13 protein-coding genes are annotated in these 16,610 nt (G+C 70.8%); 5 read left to right on the forward strand and 8 right to left on the reverse strand.

Features of this window, described 5'->3' with window-relative positions:
- Positions 1-26: 26 nt before the first annotated feature.
- The 5 genes from AD017_RS30995 to AD017_RS31015 form a co-directional block, all read right to left on the reverse strand.
- Positions 27-1,268, reverse strand: a complete 1,242-nt coding sequence (locus AD017_RS30995) for a TIGR02679 family protein (RefSeq protein ID WP_060577235.1) — start codon at positions 1,266-1,268, stop codon at positions 27-29.
- On the reverse strand, positions 1,258-5,355 hold the full coding sequence (locus AD017_RS31000) for a TIGR02680 family protein (protein ID WP_060577236.1): 4,098 nt from the start codon (positions 5,353-5,355) through the stop codon (positions 1,258-1,260). The genes AD017_RS30995 and AD017_RS31000 overlap by 11 nt, the downstream gene beginning before the upstream one ends.
- On the reverse strand, positions 5,352-6,545 hold the full coding sequence (locus tag AD017_RS31005) for a TIGR02678 family protein (RefSeq protein WP_369821715.1): 1,194 nt from the start codon (positions 6,543-6,545) through the stop codon (positions 5,352-5,354). Before AD017_RS31005 ends, AD017_RS31000 begins: the two co-directional genes overlap by 4 nt.
- A 41-nt stretch (positions 6,546-6,586) precedes the next feature.
- A complete protein-coding gene (locus AD017_RS31010) occupies positions 6,587-8,146 on the reverse strand; it encodes a TIGR02677 family protein (RefSeq protein WP_060577238.1) in 1,560 nt (519 codons plus the stop codon).
- Between the two features lie 165 nt (positions 8,147-8,311).
- The gene (locus AD017_RS31015; RefSeq protein ID WP_060577239.1) at positions 8,312-8,638 is read right to left on the reverse strand and encodes a hypothetical protein; all 327 of its coding nucleotides are present in this window, start codon (positions 8,636-8,638) and stop codon (positions 8,312-8,314) included.
- A 1,642-nt stretch (positions 8,639-10,280) separates the two neighbouring features.
- Between AD017_RS31015 and AD017_RS31020 the strand changes: the two genes are divergently transcribed.
- Together AD017_RS31020 and AD017_RS31025 are read left to right on the forward strand one after the other, a co-directional pair.
- A complete protein-coding gene (locus AD017_RS31020) occupies positions 10,281-10,640 on the forward strand; it encodes a hypothetical protein (protein WP_060577240.1) in 360 nt (119 codons plus the stop codon).
- Between the two features lie 142 nt (positions 10,641-10,782).
- Positions 10,783-10,977, forward strand: a complete 195-nt coding sequence (locus AD017_RS31025; protein WP_145984180.1) for a hypothetical protein — start codon at positions 10,783-10,785, stop codon at positions 10,975-10,977.
- Positions 10,978-11,552: 575 nt separating this feature from the next.
- On the opposite strand, the gene AD017_RS31030 is transcribed toward AD017_RS31025, so the two are convergent.
- Complete coding sequence (locus AD017_RS31030) at positions 11,553-11,786, reverse strand: hypothetical protein (RefSeq protein ID WP_145984179.1); 234 nt, start codon at positions 11,784-11,786, stop codon at positions 11,553-11,555.
- Between the two features lie 190 nt (positions 11,787-11,976).
- On the reverse strand, positions 11,977-13,248 hold the full coding sequence (locus tag AD017_RS31035) for a hypothetical protein (RefSeq protein ID WP_060577243.1): 1,272 nt from the start codon (positions 13,246-13,248) through the stop codon (positions 11,977-11,979).
- Between the two features lie 249 nt (positions 13,249-13,497).
- Between AD017_RS31035 and AD017_RS31040 the strand changes: the two genes are divergently transcribed.
- From AD017_RS31040 to AD017_RS31050, 3 genes are all read left to right on the forward strand, one after another.
- On the forward strand, positions 13,498-13,785 hold the full coding sequence (locus AD017_RS31040) for an AbrB/MazE/SpoVT family DNA-binding domain-containing protein (RefSeq protein WP_060577244.1): 288 nt from the start codon (positions 13,498-13,500) through the stop codon (positions 13,783-13,785).
- A 64-nt stretch (positions 13,786-13,849) separates the two neighbouring features.
- Positions 13,850-14,218 carry a type II toxin-antitoxin system VapC family toxin gene (locus tag AD017_RS31045; RefSeq protein WP_060577245.1) on the forward strand — a complete coding sequence of 123 codons (369 nt, stop codon included), beginning with the start codon at positions 13,850-13,852 and terminating at the stop codon, positions 14,216-14,218.
- 50 nt (positions 14,219-14,268) lie between these two features.
- Positions 14,269-14,631, forward strand: coding sequence for a hypothetical protein (locus AD017_RS31050; protein ID WP_060577246.1), 363 nt, complete (start codon positions 14,269-14,271; stop codon positions 14,629-14,631).
- 252 nt (positions 14,632-14,883) lie between these two features.
- Here the strand turns inward: AD017_RS31050 and AD017_RS31055 are convergent, their stop codons facing one another.
- The gene (locus AD017_RS31055; RefSeq protein WP_060577247.1) at positions 14,884-15,642 is read right to left on the reverse strand and encodes a hypothetical protein; all 759 of its coding nucleotides are present in this window, start codon (positions 15,640-15,642) and stop codon (positions 14,884-14,886) included.
- Between the last annotated feature and the right edge of the window lie 968 nt (positions 15,643-16,610).

The raw sequence follows: 16,610 nt of genomic DNA on the forward strand, positions 1-16,610 counted from the left end.
CATCACGCCGGAGCCTCTCGGGCATCTCATCTGATTCCGGCGTCGTTGCCGTTGTTGGCCCCGGATGAATTGAGGTCGTCGAGAAGCAGCTCCGCGATATGTTCCTCGGACAGGGACACTCCGCTTGCCCGCATGGCGGGGGCCAGGTCCGAATCCCAGGGAGCGTCGCCGACCCGTCCTACTGGTGCTCCGACCTCGGGGACGTGGGCGCTGTAGTCGTCGGCCCCCATCCGCCAGAGTCGGGCCCCGGTCGCCGTTACAACGTGCGCGGCGATGCGCACACCGTCGCCGTCGAGATCGCCGTGGTAGCGGATCTCGTGACGCGCGGCGAGCGCGCGTAGGAGCCGGATCGCGGCGCCGCTCGGCCAACCATTGGTGCAGACCAGCGGAGGGCACCGGGCTCCGAGGCGGTCCACCGCCATCGCGACGATCGACGGGTTCTCCACAACGTGCACCACCGCGCCCCCATCGAGTCGGATCCCCTGGTTTCTCCGGACCTGGGCGAGTGTTAGCACGCACGCCTCACCGGCGTCGGCCGAGGCACCTAGGAGGATCGCCGCCAGGCCGGATCCGGCTGGTCGCATGCCAGCGACCAGCACGGTCGAGGACAACTCGTCGGCGTCGACGCCCATCCGCTCCCAGAGCTCACGCCGTCCCTCAGCGTCCGTGGCGGGATCGGCGCCAAGCAGTGCAGCGACGCCGCGCAGCACGGTCGACGACAATGCAGTGCCGGTGTCGAGGGCGTGGGTGCGGCCGAGGGCCTGTTGAGCGAAGGTCGGCAGTGGCACCCCATCAGCAGGAAGTCGCCCCAATACTGTGACGGCATCGGTGAGCAGAGCGCGGGCATGTTCGACGTCGCCGATGCCGGCCCGTCGCAGACCGGCTATCCACTCGGCCAGTGCCGGACGCTGTCCCACTAGTGGGTGCCCCTCGAGCCACGTCCACAGCCGGGCACGGGCTGCGGAGTCCTTGGCGCGGCGGTCTGCCCGGTCATCGACCGGGCCGATCAGTTGTTCCACCACGGTCCGGACGTCGAGGAAGGCGATCTGGACGACGGCCGACTCCAGCCGGTCGAATGCGATGGGGGTGCTCGGGTACCGGACCGTGCCGAGTAGGTCGGCGAGTGCGGCGCGGCCACCGTCGTCGAGCTGATCGACCCGAATCCGGGCGATGGGCCGCCCTGTGCCCAGTCGGTGGTGGATCTCGCGCCACAGCGGCTCCAGCTCGGGCCGGTCCAGCGGTGCCGGGACACTGGACTCAGCCGGCACGGTCGTCCCCGTCCCCGTCGTTCGCGTCGTTTCCTGTCTGCTCCTCGTCGTCGTCCTCGCCGCGCCAGTCCTCGCCGTCCCAGACGAAGCGGGCGGTGGTCACGGCGTCGTCTCCGTCGCCGGTGACGAGCTGGTGCACCGCGATCCCGTCCAGCTCACGGTAGGCACACCATTCGTGGTCGGAAGTGAGGAGCAGGTCCAGATCCAGCGAGGCGAGTAGCGCGAATACTTGCCCGCGGTTGGTCTCGTCGACGCCGACGAACACCTCGTCGAGCAGGATGATCCGGGGCGCGGTCGGCACCGACTCGTAGTGCGCCGCGACGGCGGCGAACAGTGGCAAGTGCAGCGCGATCGCCTTCTCCCCGCCGGATAGTGCACCGTGCAGCTTCTTTGTCAGTACCTGCCAGCCCTCGCCGCGACCGCGGTCGAGTCGGACGACGAATCGGTGCCACATAGTGTAGTCGAACACCTCGGCGAGCTGCTGTTCCCAGCTGATCGAGTCATCGCGGGCGCGGGCGGCGTCCACCCGATCGCGGAAGAAGCGGTGCAGCGCGGCCCGGTCGTCGTCACCTAGGGCGGCCGGGTTGCGTAACAACAACTCGCGCGCCGCCCGGGCCGAGGCCGGGAGCTCCGGGTCGACCTGCCAGTCGAGTCGGACCGCGACGTCGGAGGCAGTGCGCACTTCGTCGAGCCGGGCGTTCATATCGTCAACCAGCGCCACCGCCCGTCGGATACGGTCGGCGAGGTGACGGCGGGTGTCCCCGGTGAGGGTGGTCTCGAATAGGGCACGCTCGGACTCGGTGATGTCCTCGTGGGCCCGGAACGCCTCGTCCGACAGCGCCGCCGCGAGTCCTGCGGCACCGGTCCGGACACCGTCGACCGATGCAGTGAGCAGATGGTGGTGCTCCTCGACGGGTACGAGCTGCAGGTCCGCTCGGGCACTGAGCACCTCTCGCGCGCGGTAGAGCTCGTCGCGGAGCCGGTCGAGGGCCTGTACGACGAGCCGTGGCTCGTGCGGGGTCGCCGCCCAACGTGTGGCGACTCCGCGGGCAGTCTCCAGGGTGGCGCGCACCCCGTCCCCGGTCATCTCGGCGTCGTCGTCGAGCCCGGCGTCGGATCCGAACGGAGCCGCGGTGACCCGCCGCATCCAGGCACCTGCGTCGTCGCGGTGGAGGATCGCCGCATCCTGTTCGGCTACGGCACGGGCGCTGACGGCCTCAAGACGCGCGGTCGTCAGCTCGGCGGCATGCTCTTGCTTCTGTGTGGCGTCGAGTCGCTTCTTCGCCGCATCACCGGCTGTCCGCAGATCTGCCAGCCGGTCGACGATTTCGCGGTAGGACTGATCGACGGCGTCCTCGGCGGTACGCACGGCGTGGGTGAGTCCCTCGGCCCGCTCGGCGGCCTCTGCCGCCGCGTCCCGTTGGTCCCGCGCCGTGCATGCCGAGCGCTCTGCCGCGGCCCCCGTCTCCGCAGCCCGGCGCGACGCCGCAGCGAGATCGGCGACACTCGACAGCCAGCTGGTGGCCGCACCGCGGAACGCCTCGACCGCGGCGGTGAGTTGGTGCAGGTCCGCGATGTCGGTCGGCAGCCCGGTCCTGGCGGCCGTGTCGTCCAGCTTCCGCAGCCGGGCCGCCGCCTCGGTGGAGACACGGGTTAGCAGCGCCAGGTGATCGGCGACGGCGGCGTCGGCCAATTCGGTCGCGGCGACGGCGCGCTGCCACTGCTCGTGGGCCCGGTCGAGTTCCGCCCGGGCGGGCAGTCCGGCCCGGTCGCGGTCGAGTGTGAGCCGACGGTCGGAGACGACCGCGCGGTCTGCGCGGACCTGCTCCCGCTCGGCCTCGGCCGCCCGTGACTCGGTCGCGAGCTCAGCGAGTCGCCTCTTTCTGGAACGGCTCCGGGCGGTGGCTCCGATGTGCTGCGCCTCCGGCTTGTCCCAGCTCCCGGTCGTGGGTCCTAGCCGCCACGTCCCGTCGGTCCCGATCGCCGCCGGGTGGGATGCAGGTAACTGGTCCCCGGCCGCCACCACTGACAGCAGGGCAGTGACCCGGTCGGCCGCCACGACACCGCCGGGTTCCGGGCGCAGGAGGTCGATCAGTGACCGCTTCGGTGCCGGTGGGAGCGCCTCGGGGTCAGCGAGGACGTCGTGGCCGTCGATGCGTGCGGCACCGTCGGGTCCCACCCATGCGTCGAGCATACCGGATGCCTGCAGCGCGGCCTCGAGCCCGGCCCGCCGATCCTCGGGCAGGTGCTCGGCGAAGTCGACCAGTTCCCACAATGGGGCACCGACTGCCCTCGACCGGTCGGCGGTGCGGGTGGCTGGAACGAGCGGCGGGACGTGCCGGGCGGCGCGGATCCGTTCGGTCTCCTCTGTGAGTTCCTGCAGTCGGCGCGCCACGGCATCGGCCCGCACCCGTAGATCGGCGTCGGTGTCGGCCAGCTCGGTCACGATCCCCGCGGCGGCGACCTCGACCAGGCGCGTCAGCTCCGGTTCGTCATCCGCGGCGGCCCGGGCGGCAGCCGGATTGACCTTCAGCTCCGTGCACTGCTGCGCCCAGTTTGCGAGCCGACCCGCGCGCTCGAGCCGGGCGGCCTCATGGTTCGCCGCGCTCTCGTCCTGCTCCCGCGAGCGGTGCTCCAGAATCTCGCGGGACTGCTCGACGAGGTTTTCGACGTGACCGCGGCGGTCGATGACGCGTTCGTGCTCGCGTAGAGCGGTACGGACCTCATCGATCTGACCGAGCCGCCCAGTCACCGCGGCGCCGAGCAGCGCCTCGGCCCGGCGGCGGTCGGCGCCGGCCGGGGCGAGCATCTCCGCGTGCACGGAGAGCATCCCGGCCCGAGCCGCCCGGTCCGCGGCCGCCTCGTCGAGCTCCGCGGCGCGCGCCGACACGGAGCCGAGTTCCTCTGCGGCGCAGCGGGCCGACTCGTCGTCGTCGTGGGCGTGGCTCTCGGCGGCGGCGGCCCGCGCGGCCGCCTCTGTGCGATGCTTTTCGGCGCTCCGGAGTTGTCTCTGCAGGTCCGCGATCCGTCGAAGAGCCGCGGCGCCCTCTTGGTATTCCGATCGCGCCTGCAGCTCTTCGACCTCGATCGCCACCCGTTCTACCTGCGTCCGGGCCGCAGCTCCGTCGGAGTGGGCCCGGCCGTGCGCGAGACGTGCTGCCGCGAGCTCTTCCTCGTTCTCCCGGACGGTCCGGGTGTGTCCGTCCATCACCGATGTCGCCGTGATCAGTTCCGCGGCGGCGGCTCGGATGACCCGGCGCGCATATGTCTGCTGGGCGGTCGCCAGCGACCGCGCAGTCGCGGCCTCGTCGTCGAGCCGCTCCACCTCCTCGCGCTGCCGGTCGAGCCGCTGGAATCCCTCCGCGAGTTCCCCGAGCTCGCTCTCACCCAGCGGGGGCAGAGCTCGGGACAGCAGTGTTGAGAGCAGGGAGGGATCCAGCCGTTGGGACAGTTTTGGAGTGCGCAGCTGTAACAACGCCAGCACGAGGGAGTCGTAGCGTTGCTCGGTGATCCCGCCGAAGAGCACTGACCGGATCTCTGCCCGGTAGTCCCCGGCGGAGTCGTGCACTGTTCCGTCGTGGCCGAGCCGCTCGCGCAGGCCCGCCACGGTCAGAGGCCGTCCGTCGGTCGTGGTGAACTCACCGGGGGACACCGCGCGGCCGAGGGTGAAGAAGTCGGCATCGGCGCTGCTGCGATGCACGGTGGCTTGCAACCGGGCCCCGCATGTGAAGTACCGCCGGGGCGTGTTGGGGCCTGTGCCGGCGGAGCCGGCGAACTCGACCCAGACGTAGCCGACCCGAGTCTTGTTGTCGGTGCCCTCCCCCATGAGATTCCAGTGCATCGTCCGCTCCGAGGTCCCGAAGGTCGAGAGCCGCTGGGCGCGCAGGCTGGCGTCGAACAGGAACGGCAACAGGAGCTCTAGTGCCTTCGACTTGCCGCTGCCGTTGGCACCGCGAAGCAGCAGCCGTCCGTTGTGGAACTCGAAGACCTCGCCGTAGTAGCGCCAGACGTTCTCAATCCCGGCGCGGTGGGGCACCCAGCGCGTCGGTGCGGCGGTGTGGTCGGGGTGCAACAGGGTGACACTCACGGGGTCTCCTCGTGGGTGGGTGCCTCGGTCATGGCGATCACCGCGTACCGCGCGGCGGAGGGAGTGGCCCGAACGGTGACGCCGTCGCAGCGGATGAGCCCGAACTGCGCGAGGACCGTGAGAGCTGCGTCGCGCAGCCGCTGGTGCCCGTCGGTGTCCTGGTAGGCCTGTGCCCAGGCCGGGAACCGCGCGAGTAGAGCTCTTGTCGCGACGGTGAGCTGCTCGGGAACCGCCGGGCCGGACGTGGTGAGCCGGTCGAGCAGGGCCAGCGCCGCGATCCGTGCGTGGCTACCGTCGTCCGGGAACCGGACGTCGGTGGCGATGGCATCGACGTCGACCAGCATCCACCCCTCCGCCCGTTCCTCCAGGACCATGCCCGCCTGCTCGGCGGCGTCGCGCACCAGCCGACGCCCGGTCAGCGACTCCAGGTAGGAGCGCTCGGCCTCAGTGAGGTCGTCCCGGTGCACGACCGGATCGTCGAGCAGGCGCCGGAACACCCGATGACGCAGCGCGAGATTGCGCTGCACCGTGATGGGGCCCTCCGCCAGCTCGGCGGGATCAGGTGCTGGCCCGTACCGCTGCTCGGCGAGCAGCTCGGCGCGCTGTCCTGCCGGGTCGGTCGGCGGCGCGCTGAGCCGGGACGGCCCGGTCGGTGCTGCGAGTAGCCGCATCAGCAGGGTGGCATCGACTCGGTACAGCACCTTGGCCGCGGCAGTTTCGACGAAGCTGTCGGTCGCACCGTCGACGGCGGTGAGCGTGCCGTAAGACTCGAGCATCCGCACGGCGTCGACCAGAGCCATCCGCTCGGCCCGGTTACTGGTGTCAAACGCGGGGAGGTCGGGATCGACCGCCAGGGCGAGGACGATCCGCTCGGCGAGCAGCCCGATGGTCGTGACTGGTGTCCCGATCAGCTCCGCTGCGGCAACGCACAGCAGGATGTAGCGGCGGCGGTCGAAGGGGGCCGCACCCGCTCGGCGACGCCGGGCGGGCCTGCTCGCGTCCGCGCTCACCCGGACTTTGGTCAACCGTGCGTAACCCATGCGTGCCTCGACCACCAGACGCCATCCGCAGTAGAACTCGAAATAGGCCGCGAGCGGGTCGCGGCGGCGGCGGACGACGTCGAATCCGGCCGGGTCCTTGTGCGCGGTAAGCAGGGGCTCTGCCAGGAGAAGCCTGATACCGCGAGCCACGTCCTCCTTCTCAGCAAGGACGAGTTGGTTTGGTAGCCGGCTCACCGTGCCACCTTCCGTGCGGTCGCCCTTGGAGCCCGCTCCCCGGCACGACGGATGTCGACGAGGTAGTCCGGACCGGTGAACGTGCCCCGCGGGGTACTGATCGTGGCGGGCGGACGACCGGGGGGCGGGTCGCGTAGCACGAGCTCCATCCGACCGTCGGCCGTAGCCGCGCGGCGGAGGCCATCGGTGCCCACCTGACTGCACAACGCGCGTCCGAGCAGGTCGATCAGGCGCAGGAAGACAGTGTGGTCGAGCTGCGCGAATCCGGACAGCGGTACCGGGCCGGGCCCGTTCCCAGCGAGTTCCTCCCATGCTCGGACGGCCTCGGCGCGTTCCCGTCGGGCTTGCAACGCCCGTGCTGTGCGCACGGCTGCGACGTCGCGGACTCGTCCGGGGCGGCTGTGTCGGTCTGTGCGTCCAGAGGAACGCAGCAACGCCGAGACGTGCACCGGGGGCGCGGCGGTCCACGGTGTCGAGGGCCCCACCAGCTCGGGATCGGGGTGGGCAAGGTGCGCGTGCCGCGACGAGCTGAGGCCGAATGCCACATTCCACAGGCGGTGGCAGTCGTCCTCGGTGGGGGCGAGAGCGAACGAGCGGGCGAGGGCCCGAAAGTCCTCGCCCGCGCTGCTGACCCGTTTACGCGACTCTGTGATGCGGTCCAAAGCCTGCAGAAGGGCGATCACCGCCCGTCTGGCGACAGTGGTGAGCTGCTCGATCCGAGCAGGTGTCCCGCGCTCGGGCAGGAACCACGCTCGCAGCCCGGCCCACCGAGTCCGCCGACCGTCCAACCAGACCCCCGCGCGATCCTCGTCCGGGGTCGGTGGAAGATCCGCCCCAGCCAACGCCCGGGTGAACAGCTCGTCGACGCCGAGTGCCTCAACCCGGCGAGCCGCGTCCGACACCGCGACGGCCCGGCGATCCAGGTTCACCAGGAACTCCTGTAGGTACCCGACCGTTGCCGCCTTGACCTCGCGGAACACCTCGACGTCGGCGGCCTCGCCGCGGACCAGGCGCTGCAGCTCGCCGTTGAACTGCCGGGTGTTGCCGCGCAGCGCCTCGAGATGGTTCTCAAGCTCGGTCAGTGCCACGAATACCGTTCGGTTCGACGTAGTCGGGTCCGCGAGTAGCTCCCCGAGCATCGCGAGCCGGGCCGCGATCGCATCCAGCACCGCGGTCTGCAGCGCACCGGCCGAGGCCAGCACCGCGAGCACAGTGTCGATTCCGGCGAGCGCGGCCTCCCCTCGTCGAGTGAGGGAGAAGGAGACGTTGCGTTGCTCGTATTCCTCCGCGGTGCGGTACTCCCCCGCGTGGTCCTGCGTGGCATCGAGCAGCTCCCAGCCACGCAAACTGCCGAGCGCGGCCGTCAGATCGATGTCCTCCAACGCGTCGAACCAGCCGACGCCCCGCAGCCGATCTCTTAGCTGATCGGGTTTGAGGGAGGTCTCGAGCCGGTCGTTGGCCTCGCCGAAGACGCGCAGCACCGCCGTGTAGAGCTCGGCACGATCGCCCTGGGTAAAGCGGAAGAGCTCACGCGGCACCTGCGGGAACCGGACCATAAGACGCTCCTTTGTCAGCCTCGCCGTCACGGTATCGCTAAACCCTGACAACATTCGCGTTGACGGCGGCTGCGGCAGGGCTTGATCGGCGGCATCGCGATGGCACCTCGGCAATCAGAGACCGCGACCCGCGGCTGTCAGCGCTCATACCACTGCACCGCTGGTCTACTGATGAGGGCTGGTTCGACTGATGTTGTCGAGGGCGTTGCCGATGACGGCGACGTCGCGCAGCCCAGGAAGTCCATCTTGGGCAGGCCGATGGCCGGGCAGGACTACGGGGACGAACCCGGTGAAGGCGGCCCGGTGTCGGGCGGCTTTGTGCGGGTCAACTCCGATCCCTCCGACGAGGGTACGGAGTTCGTGCAGATGCTCGGGGCGGGCGGAGGCGACGAGCAGGATCCCGTCGGCAGTGAGGATGCGTTCGACCTCGCCGGGGTTGCGGGGCCCGAACACACTGAGCACAACGCCGGTCGAGCCGGTGACGATCGGCAACGGAGCCCAGACATCGGCGGCGATTGCGGCAGCGCGCGGATGAGCACGCGCGGCGCGGCGCCGCGATGGACACATCCACCGTCATCCCATGTGCGGCGGGGAAGGCGTCGAGCACCGGTGTGAGGTAGTGGCCGGTGCCGCCGGCGAGGTCGACGACCAGCCTGGTCGCCGTAGGGCGCTCGGCGGTCAGCGCGGTGATGGTGGAGCGCAGCGGCCGATAATGGTCGCCGGCCAGGAAGGATGCGCGGGCGTCGACCATCGCTGTGGTGTCGCCGCGGTGACGGGGTCCGGGAAGACGGTGGCGGAGGTGGCGCGTGGTGGAGGGGATACGGTTGCGTGCGCTCCTGCAGCTGGGGTGTCGGAGCTGTGGCTGGGCGGGAAACGTGATCGGTGGCCGGGAGCGTTGCGGTGGCCGTCCGGGGCACCGGGTCGACACGGCTGCGTCGCCGTGCTGCGGTCACGACCTGTGCCCGGTTGGTGTGGCTTTCCCGCGCGACGCGACCGCCCTCGCGTTGACGGCGGCCGCGGCGGCGACGGTCGATGGGTTGGAGGTCGGCCCGGGGTACGGATGGTGGCTCGCCCGCCACCCGCCGGCAGGGGCCGCGCGGGAGAACGCGACGCTCCGCCAGGTAGGTCTGTGTCGATCAAGGCGTGCGCCGTTGCCTCGACGACGTGGTGATCGGTGCTCCCGCGGTGCTCGGCGGTGACCGGAGGCGTCAGAGGAGCACAACCAACACGGCGACCGCGATCGCGACCGCGACGCAGCTCAGTACGAGTAGCGCACCCCGTACCGGGTCGTGGCGGGGAGACTCACGGGGCCGCATCAGTGGCGGGACCGTCGCTGTCGGTTCTTCGGATTCTGTGCGCAGGCGGTGTCGCCCTCCGCCGGCCGGCGTCGCCCGGTCGAGGCCCGCGCTGGTGAGATCGTCCGGATCCGCCTGCATGTCTGCTCAACGACCAGCTGCTGGTGTCGGTGATAGCGCCGATGCATGATTCAGGCAATCGAGTGGTGACGCTGGGAATGGTCGCCGCCGGATAGGGAGCATCGGGCTCCGTATCCGACGACGACCGACGGGAGCCTCGCCCCCGAGCCCCGCCGCGCAGAACGTTAGCAGCACGTTTCGCACCGTTCCCGCGACCACGTGTCGCTCATCCGGCCGTACTTGAAACCGGCCCCGGCCTGGTCGTCGGATTCGTTTGCTACCGTCGCTGCTTGTTGGCCGGGGAGCGCCGTCCACGGCCCGTGAGCATCATCGTCACCAGCCTCCGGGGTGCTCACGGACCGTGTTCCCCGCCCCTGCTCGACAGCACCCCAGAGCACAGCTCCGCTGCAGATCGCCTGCTGGCCGCGCGTGTGATCGTCGGCCTCGACCAACGGGCGGTTACGTGGAGTCGTGGCCTGGCAGCGGTGAACCGGCGCTCGACCGTCAAGGAAGTGTCCCGGGAATACCCAGACGAAGGCGTATCCGCCACCGTCGGTAATACGTCCACACGATGGTGGCGCGCGACTGGAAACGGGATCATTTCTGCTCTAAATTGTCGCGCAGCCGGTACGGGCACCCACCTTGATCAAAGTGCCGGCATCCGACGGGTCACCGCCCCTAATCCGGGGGTGGGGCCGGGACATAACAGGAGATGTGCTGTGCTGAAGAAGGCTGGAATCGTCGTGGCCGCGTCCGCGGCGTCGCTGCTGGCGCTGAGCCCGATGGCGTTCGCCTCCGAGGGCGACCACGGCCACGGGGACGGCATCGACAAGAGCGCTGAGGGCCTGGTTGCCGGGCTCAACGGCAACAACGTCGACGTGCCGGTCCAGGCGTGCAACAACAACGTCCCGGTCAACGTGCTGGGCGTGCAGGTCCCGGTCGAGGACGCCGCTGCGGGCAACGGCCTCACCGGTGCTCTGGGCATCCTGGGTGAGGGCAAGGCCAAGTCCGGTGACTCGGTCACCGACCAGTCCGACAACTGCGCCCAGGCCGGCGGCGCCGGCGACAGCGTCGACTGAGTCGACTGACCGGTCGCCACCAGCTGACCGGTCGCCACCTGCGAGTCTCGGGCCTCGCGTCGCCCACGGCGGCGCGAGGCCCGATTCTTTGCCCACACCCTTCCGTCCATCCCGGTGGGGGTGGGCGGCATAGATTGTGTGCGTGCAGGAGGGTGAGTTGGCGCAGCGTTACAAGGTCGTGGCCGAGTGGATCGTGGGCAGCCTCGCCGAGGCCGACCGCCGCACCGAGGCGCTGCTCGACACCGGCGAAGTCGACACGATCAGCATCACCGCCCTCGACCACCGCCACGACAGTGACCACCACACGGACCCCGAGCCGTCTCCGCCGCAGATGTGAGCGGGGGCGACGGCCCGGGGCTCGAACCGCCGGTGTCGTGTCGGCGACGACGGCTGAACTCGCGGGATTGAGAGCCTCACCCGCGCCGGGGGCCACGATCTGGCGCCCCAAGGTGACGGTGGTGGACAGGTGATAGCCGGTGGCGTCTGCGCCGGGCCACAAGCCCCCCCCCCCCCCCCCGGGAGACCCAGGTACGCATGCAGAAGCGGGGCCCGGCCGCTGTGGCCGGACCCCGCTTCGACTGCAGTGGTCAATGATCCAGATGTTCGGGGGATGTTCTGATAGACCACACTCCCGTTCGTCTCGATCCGGTCGCCGTCCCTGTGGCATTCACGACTGCCGTCTCTCGATGGCCCCAGTTTGTAGTTCGGAGCGGCCGGACGTGTCAAGAGCCGACACCCGTAGGGCGCGGGGCCGCACCGTCGGGGCCTCCTGCTCGTCAGTCCTGTCGACCCCCTCCTCTTCAGTGGCCGTCCCCGGCCCTCGCTGGCAATCGGTGTCGCGACGCGACGCTGGTGGCGGTGGTCGAAGCGCTCGGCCAAGTCGAGTTCTCACAGTGAGTTCGGGTGCTCGTGTCAGCAGTCGGGGCAGACCTGGCTGTCGAGGCACCAGCCGTTCGTGGTCAGCCACTGTCGGGCGGGGGAGGGGATGTCCCCGTCCGGGCCGGCGGCGAGGGTCCCGGTGAGCAGCGGGCCGTCGCCGCAGCGGGTGCAGGTCAGGTCGGTGATCGGGCCGGTAGGTGGGCAGGCTCGGCAGTAGCGGGCAAGTCGGGGCCCGTCGGCGGCGGGGATGAGCCACTGGGCACTCATCAAGATCTGCTGGAGGGGATCGGTCGCGACCTGCCCGCAGCGGTCACAGGCCGGCGCGTGGGCGCGCGAGCTGCGCCGGGCGGTCGCGGGCATCACCGGCCGCGCCGCTGGTGTGCCGGGGTGGCGCCGGTCGGGGTGGCTCGGGTGAGGGGCGGGGGGTGAGGGGCGGGGGTGAGGAGCTCACGGGGTCTCACTCCTGGTCATCGGAGGTGTCGCCGGGCTGGTCGGGAGATGTGGGTGGGGCGGTCGGGCCGGTCCGGCGCCGTGCGGTGCGTGGGCTCGGCCGTCGTCCACCGGTGCTGCGCGGCTGGTCGGTCCCGGCCTGCGGCGTAGCGGCGCTGTTCTGCCCTGTGCGGAGCTGGGCGAATTCGGCGCGCAGCTCCCGGATCTGGGTGTGGTGGCGGGTCTCGGCGTCGTCGAGACGCTGCTGGCCGTAGGCGCGTTCGCGCTCGAGGTCGCGAGCTAGTTGGTCGCGCAGCGCGGCGATGCTGGACTCGGCCACGGCGAGCTGGGTGCGCGCCTCGGCGGCGTGGTCGCGGGCGGTGTCGCGCTCGTCGGCGCGGGTGTCGCGCTCAGCCATGGCGTGGTCCCGGTCGGTCTGGAGGCGTTCGACGTCGCGGCGGGCGGCTTCGGTCTCGGCCCGTGCGGTGTCGCGTTCGGTGCGCAGCTGCTCGGCCGCGACCTGGGCGGCGTCGCGCTCGGCCTGGACCTCCTCCACCGCGCGGGCCTGGTCAGTCACCTCGCCACGGAGGCGGTCGCGCTCGGCCCCGGCCGCGTCCCGGTCCTGGACGGCGGACGCCAGCTCTGTCCGGGTGGTGTCGAGGTCGCGCTGCAGCCGGGCCTGTTCGGTGCGGGCCTCGTCGAGGGCTAGTTGGGTCGCCTCCAGCTCGGCGCGGGTGGCCGAGAGCTCAGCAGTGGCCTCGTCCCGCGCGGCCTGGGCGGTGTCGATCTCGGCACGGGCGCCGCGGCGGGCGGCAGCGATCTCGGCGGCGACGGCGTCGGGGTCGGCGAGGTTACCCAGGGCGTCGCGCAGCTCCCCGGACACTTCCTCCAGCCGCGTGGCCAGGCCGGTGACCTGGGTCTGCACGGTCTGCTGGGCGCGGGTGACCGGGCGCGCGGCGGCGTCATCAGGTTCGCCGCGGCGCCGGGCCGGGGCGCCGCCGTCGGCGACGCGTTTGGCGTTGCCACGGTCGTGCATCACCCCGCCCACGACCTGGTAGCAGTACTTCGGGCGCCGCCCGGTACCGGCGTATTCGACCGTGTGCGGGCAGCCGCCGGGGAACTGGCACGCCTCGAGCTCCACGCCACGGCCCACCGACGGGGTCGCGGCCGACAGCACCGGCGAGGCCGGGGGGAACACCGACGCCGGCACGTCGGCGAGATCAGCGTTGGCGCCGTCGGTGCCAGCGTCAGCGACGGCGTCTGCCTCGACGGCCTGCGTGGGGGTCGACTCCTCGGTCACGCGGCTGAGCGTAGGAGTTCTGTTCCGTTCTGTCAATCGTTCCGTTTTTCGTTTCGTTTGCACCGTAACGGTACGAAACACGGTCGTGCTTGGCGGGATCATGCACGAGATGCCGCCAAGCAGTCGTCCCCGCTACGCGACAGAAGCAAAGTTATGTTGCGTAGCAGGCCTACGCAGGTTCGATGGGCTGCCGTCGCATGAAGGAGTGACCCGACAGGGTGTGAGCTTGTCTGCGCTAGACTCGCTGGCATGTCGGAACAGGTGGACGAGGCGGGACGTGCCGAGGTCGTCGTCAATCGGGACGGCCGGATCCTGATCCCCGCGCAGGTTCGTCGTGACCTGGGGTTGGCTGCCGGATCGACGCTGCTGCTGTCGGTCGAGGACGGGCGTGTGGTGATGGAGTCCCGGGCGCAGCTGGTCGCGCGGATGCGCCGGGAGATCGCCGCGGAGTGGCAGGGCGGCCCGCAGGACTCGGTCGCCGACGAGCTGCTCGCCGAGCGCCGGGCCGAGGCCGCGACCGAGGACGCCTCCTCGTGACCGGGCCGGACCGGCCGGCGGCCAGCGACTCCCCGGCTCCCCCGCCTCCTCCGGCCCGGCGGTATTGGACGCCTCCGCGGTGCTGGCCTGGCTGCGCGCCGAGCCCGGCGCCGACCTCGTCGAGAGCTACCTCGAGGCGGCGGTGCTCTCGGCGGTGAACCTCTCGGAGATCTACCAGAAGCTGGCCCAGCGCGGCGTCGACGCCGACCGCACCCTGCGCCAGCTGCGGACCCTGGGGATCGGCGTCGAGCCGGTCACCGCCACCGACGCCGTCACCGCCGCGGCGCTGTGGCCGGTCACCCGCGCGGCCGGGCTCTCCCTGGGCGACCGGTGCTGCCTGGCCCTGGCCACCCGCCTCGAAGGGCCAGCGGTCACCGCCGACACCGCCTGGACACAGCTCGACGTCGGCGTGACTGTCGTACCCATCCGCTAGACCCACGGGATGCACCACCGTGTACCCGGCCCACCCGAGGGAGAGCCACGATGACGACGCTCCTGGTCGCGCTGCAGCTGCTCGTGCTGGTCGTGCTCGCGGTCCTGATCCTGACAGTCGCCCGCGCCCGCTACCGCGAGAACACCGTGCCCGACCTCAGCCCGGCCGCGCTGCGCCTGGGTGTGGTCGCGGTCCTGTTCGGTGTCGTGTTGGGCTGGGTACTTCCCGCGATGGCCCCGGCCGTCGTGGTCCCGATGAGCGCGAAGCTCTGGGCCCCGCTGATCTGCCTCGTCCTCGCCCTGCTCACCGCCGCCTGGCTGAGGGCCGAGGCCCGCCCCGGCGGGCAGTCCGAGCGGAACGAACTGCTCCACAGGTTCAACCGCCGGCGCCTGCCTCGCCGCGATGTCCGGTAGCCCAGCTTCCCAGAACGGACCGCCGGGGCATCGCGCCTTGGTCTACGGGTTCCAGCCGAGGTTCTGGCCACCGAATCCCGGGGCGAACGCGGCGTGCCCGGCGCCAGTCTGGGGGGGTGTCCGGCGCCGGTAGCTCGCCGAGGAGGCCTGCGAGATCTCTGAGTCACAGCGAGACCCAGTCCTCGATGGTCATACGCCGAGGGAAATCGTCAGGGTGCTCCACGGGCGGCGGTGCCTGCCTGGCCTCCAGCGTCACGGGTGGGCCCGGCTCACCCCGGCGGCTTTGCCCAGGGTGCGAAGACCCGTCAGCACCATCTGGCCAGCATCGGCATCTAGCCCAGTCTCCTGGACGGCCACGCGGTGGAAGTGTCCGTTGCCGACCGACTTGAAGTCCCGCATCGTCCCGTCCGGGGAGCGCCCCTCATCCGAGAGCAGCTGGATGAGGCCGAACTCGTGTAGCTCCCTGAGGGATTCGTAGTTGTCCTTCGAGATGCCGTAGTCGTCGCGGGTGCTGCGGCTGAGGACAAAGGGCCCTGAGCTGAGCTCTGGATGGGCGATCAGATGTGCGCGGAGCGCGAGGTAGAGCAACAGCTCGGAGTCGGTGAGCATGTGGATCCAGCCGCGTAGCCACAGCGTTGGTGGCAGCGGTAAGCGGTGCTCGCGCATCGGGACGGTGTACGGCGCGCGCCCCGTCCCGTCTTCGTGTTCGCGGCAGAGAACGAAGCTCTCGTAGCGGTCGGCGAAGTGCCGGGCGCCGAGCTCGACGCGACCAGTGACTTCGAGTCGATCGAGCGCCTTCTTGATCTGACGGAGCCGGTTCTCCTGGCGGTACCCGCCGTACGGGCTTACTCCGCTCGCAGAGTCCGCGGCCGCCGCGGCGACCAGCTTGATCCAGGTCGGTCCCCCCTGATCGTTTTCGGGGTTATTCGAGGTGACCAGGGGGATGGTGGTACGTCCGTCCCCGCGTAGGGCAGTCCGGGTCTGCGCCTCGAGCGCTGCGAGGAGGAACATCTGCAGGGCAGGGGTCTTGGTCCCCCCGACTGCCCGCAGGCCGGGCAGGAGCCGCCCGTCGCGTCCGCGGGCTCTGGCCAGGTTTCCCCATGGCACAGCGGCTCCCGCTGGTGGCCGCTGCAGGAGCGATCGGTCGAGGACGATGCTCGCCGGCCGACGACCACGGCCCCACAACAACTCTCGGCTCCTGCTCGCGATCTGGTGGACGGTCAGGCCGTCACTGTCTCTCGCCTCGACGAGCTGTTGTGCCGCACGGATCCGCACTGCGAGGCGCGAGGCCGCTGTCCGGCGATCTGGCGCACGAGCTGCCACCACGCGTCCTTCCCCGGAAGGTTACGCCGCACGAGTGAACACGATGATCAAGAGCGTTTGGTTGGACGAAACGGATTGGACCGCCCGCTGCGGCTCTCGTGGTTCTCGTCCTCGAACGTGTTCGACAGGCGGTCCAAAGCGTATCTGCGTCGGCCTCGACTTGTCCACGCCGACGGGTGATCGTCGCACTCAGCAACGAGCCAACGCGCCCCCGGCGCGACCCACGGAGAGGGCGAACGACGTGTACGAGGTGGAACAACAAGCGTCCGGCTTCGACGCCCGGCGCCGGTCGCGGTGGCCAGTACGAGCTGCCGGACCGGCGGGTGGCGTCGTGACCGCGGCCTTCGTGGTCGGCCCGGATGCCGACGTGTCCACCGCGGTCCTGATTCTCGTGCTGGCCTTCGCCATCTCGATAGTGCTACGCGAGGTCCCCGCGGTCCTCCGAGAGCTCCCCGCGGTCATCCGTGCCCGTCAGAGCGGCTCGGTGCCCCCACCGCCCCCGGTGCACGCCGACCGCCTGCTCCCCCCGACCACCTCCTCGGAGCCTCACCCCGCCCGACCGCGGCGTTCCGGCGTCGGTCGCTCTCCGTCCCGCACCGCGCCGAGCAAGAATCCGGCGTAACACGGCGCGGGTCCCGGCGATCTCGGCCTGGCCC

This window comes from Pseudonocardia sp. EC080619-01 (genome assembly GCF_001420995.1).
In the GTDB taxonomy this organism is placed as follows: Bacteria; Actinomycetota; Actinomycetes; order Mycobacteriales; family Pseudonocardiaceae; genus Pseudonocardia.

Coding starts and splice junctions, on each gene's coding strand:
- AD017_RS31040 (WP_060577244.1), top strand. CDS start 13,498: ATGTCGGAACAGGTGGACGAGGCGGGACGTGCCGAGGTCGTCGTCAAT.
- AD017_RS31050 (WP_060577246.1), top strand. CDS start 14,269: ATGACGACGCTCCTGGTCGCGCTGCAGCTGCTCGTGCTGGTCGTGCTC.
- AD017_RS31030 (WP_145984179.1), bottom strand. CDS start 11,786: ATGAGTGCCCAGTGGCTCATCCCCGCCGCCGACGGGCCCCGACTTGCC.
- AD017_RS31010 (WP_060577238.1), bottom strand. CDS start 8,146: ATGGTCCGGTTCCCGCAGGTGCCGCGTGAGCTCTTCCGCTTTACCCAG.
- AD017_RS31055 (WP_060577247.1), bottom strand. CDS start 15,642: ATGTTCCTCCTCGCAGCGCTCGAGGCGCAGACCCGGACTGCCCTACGC.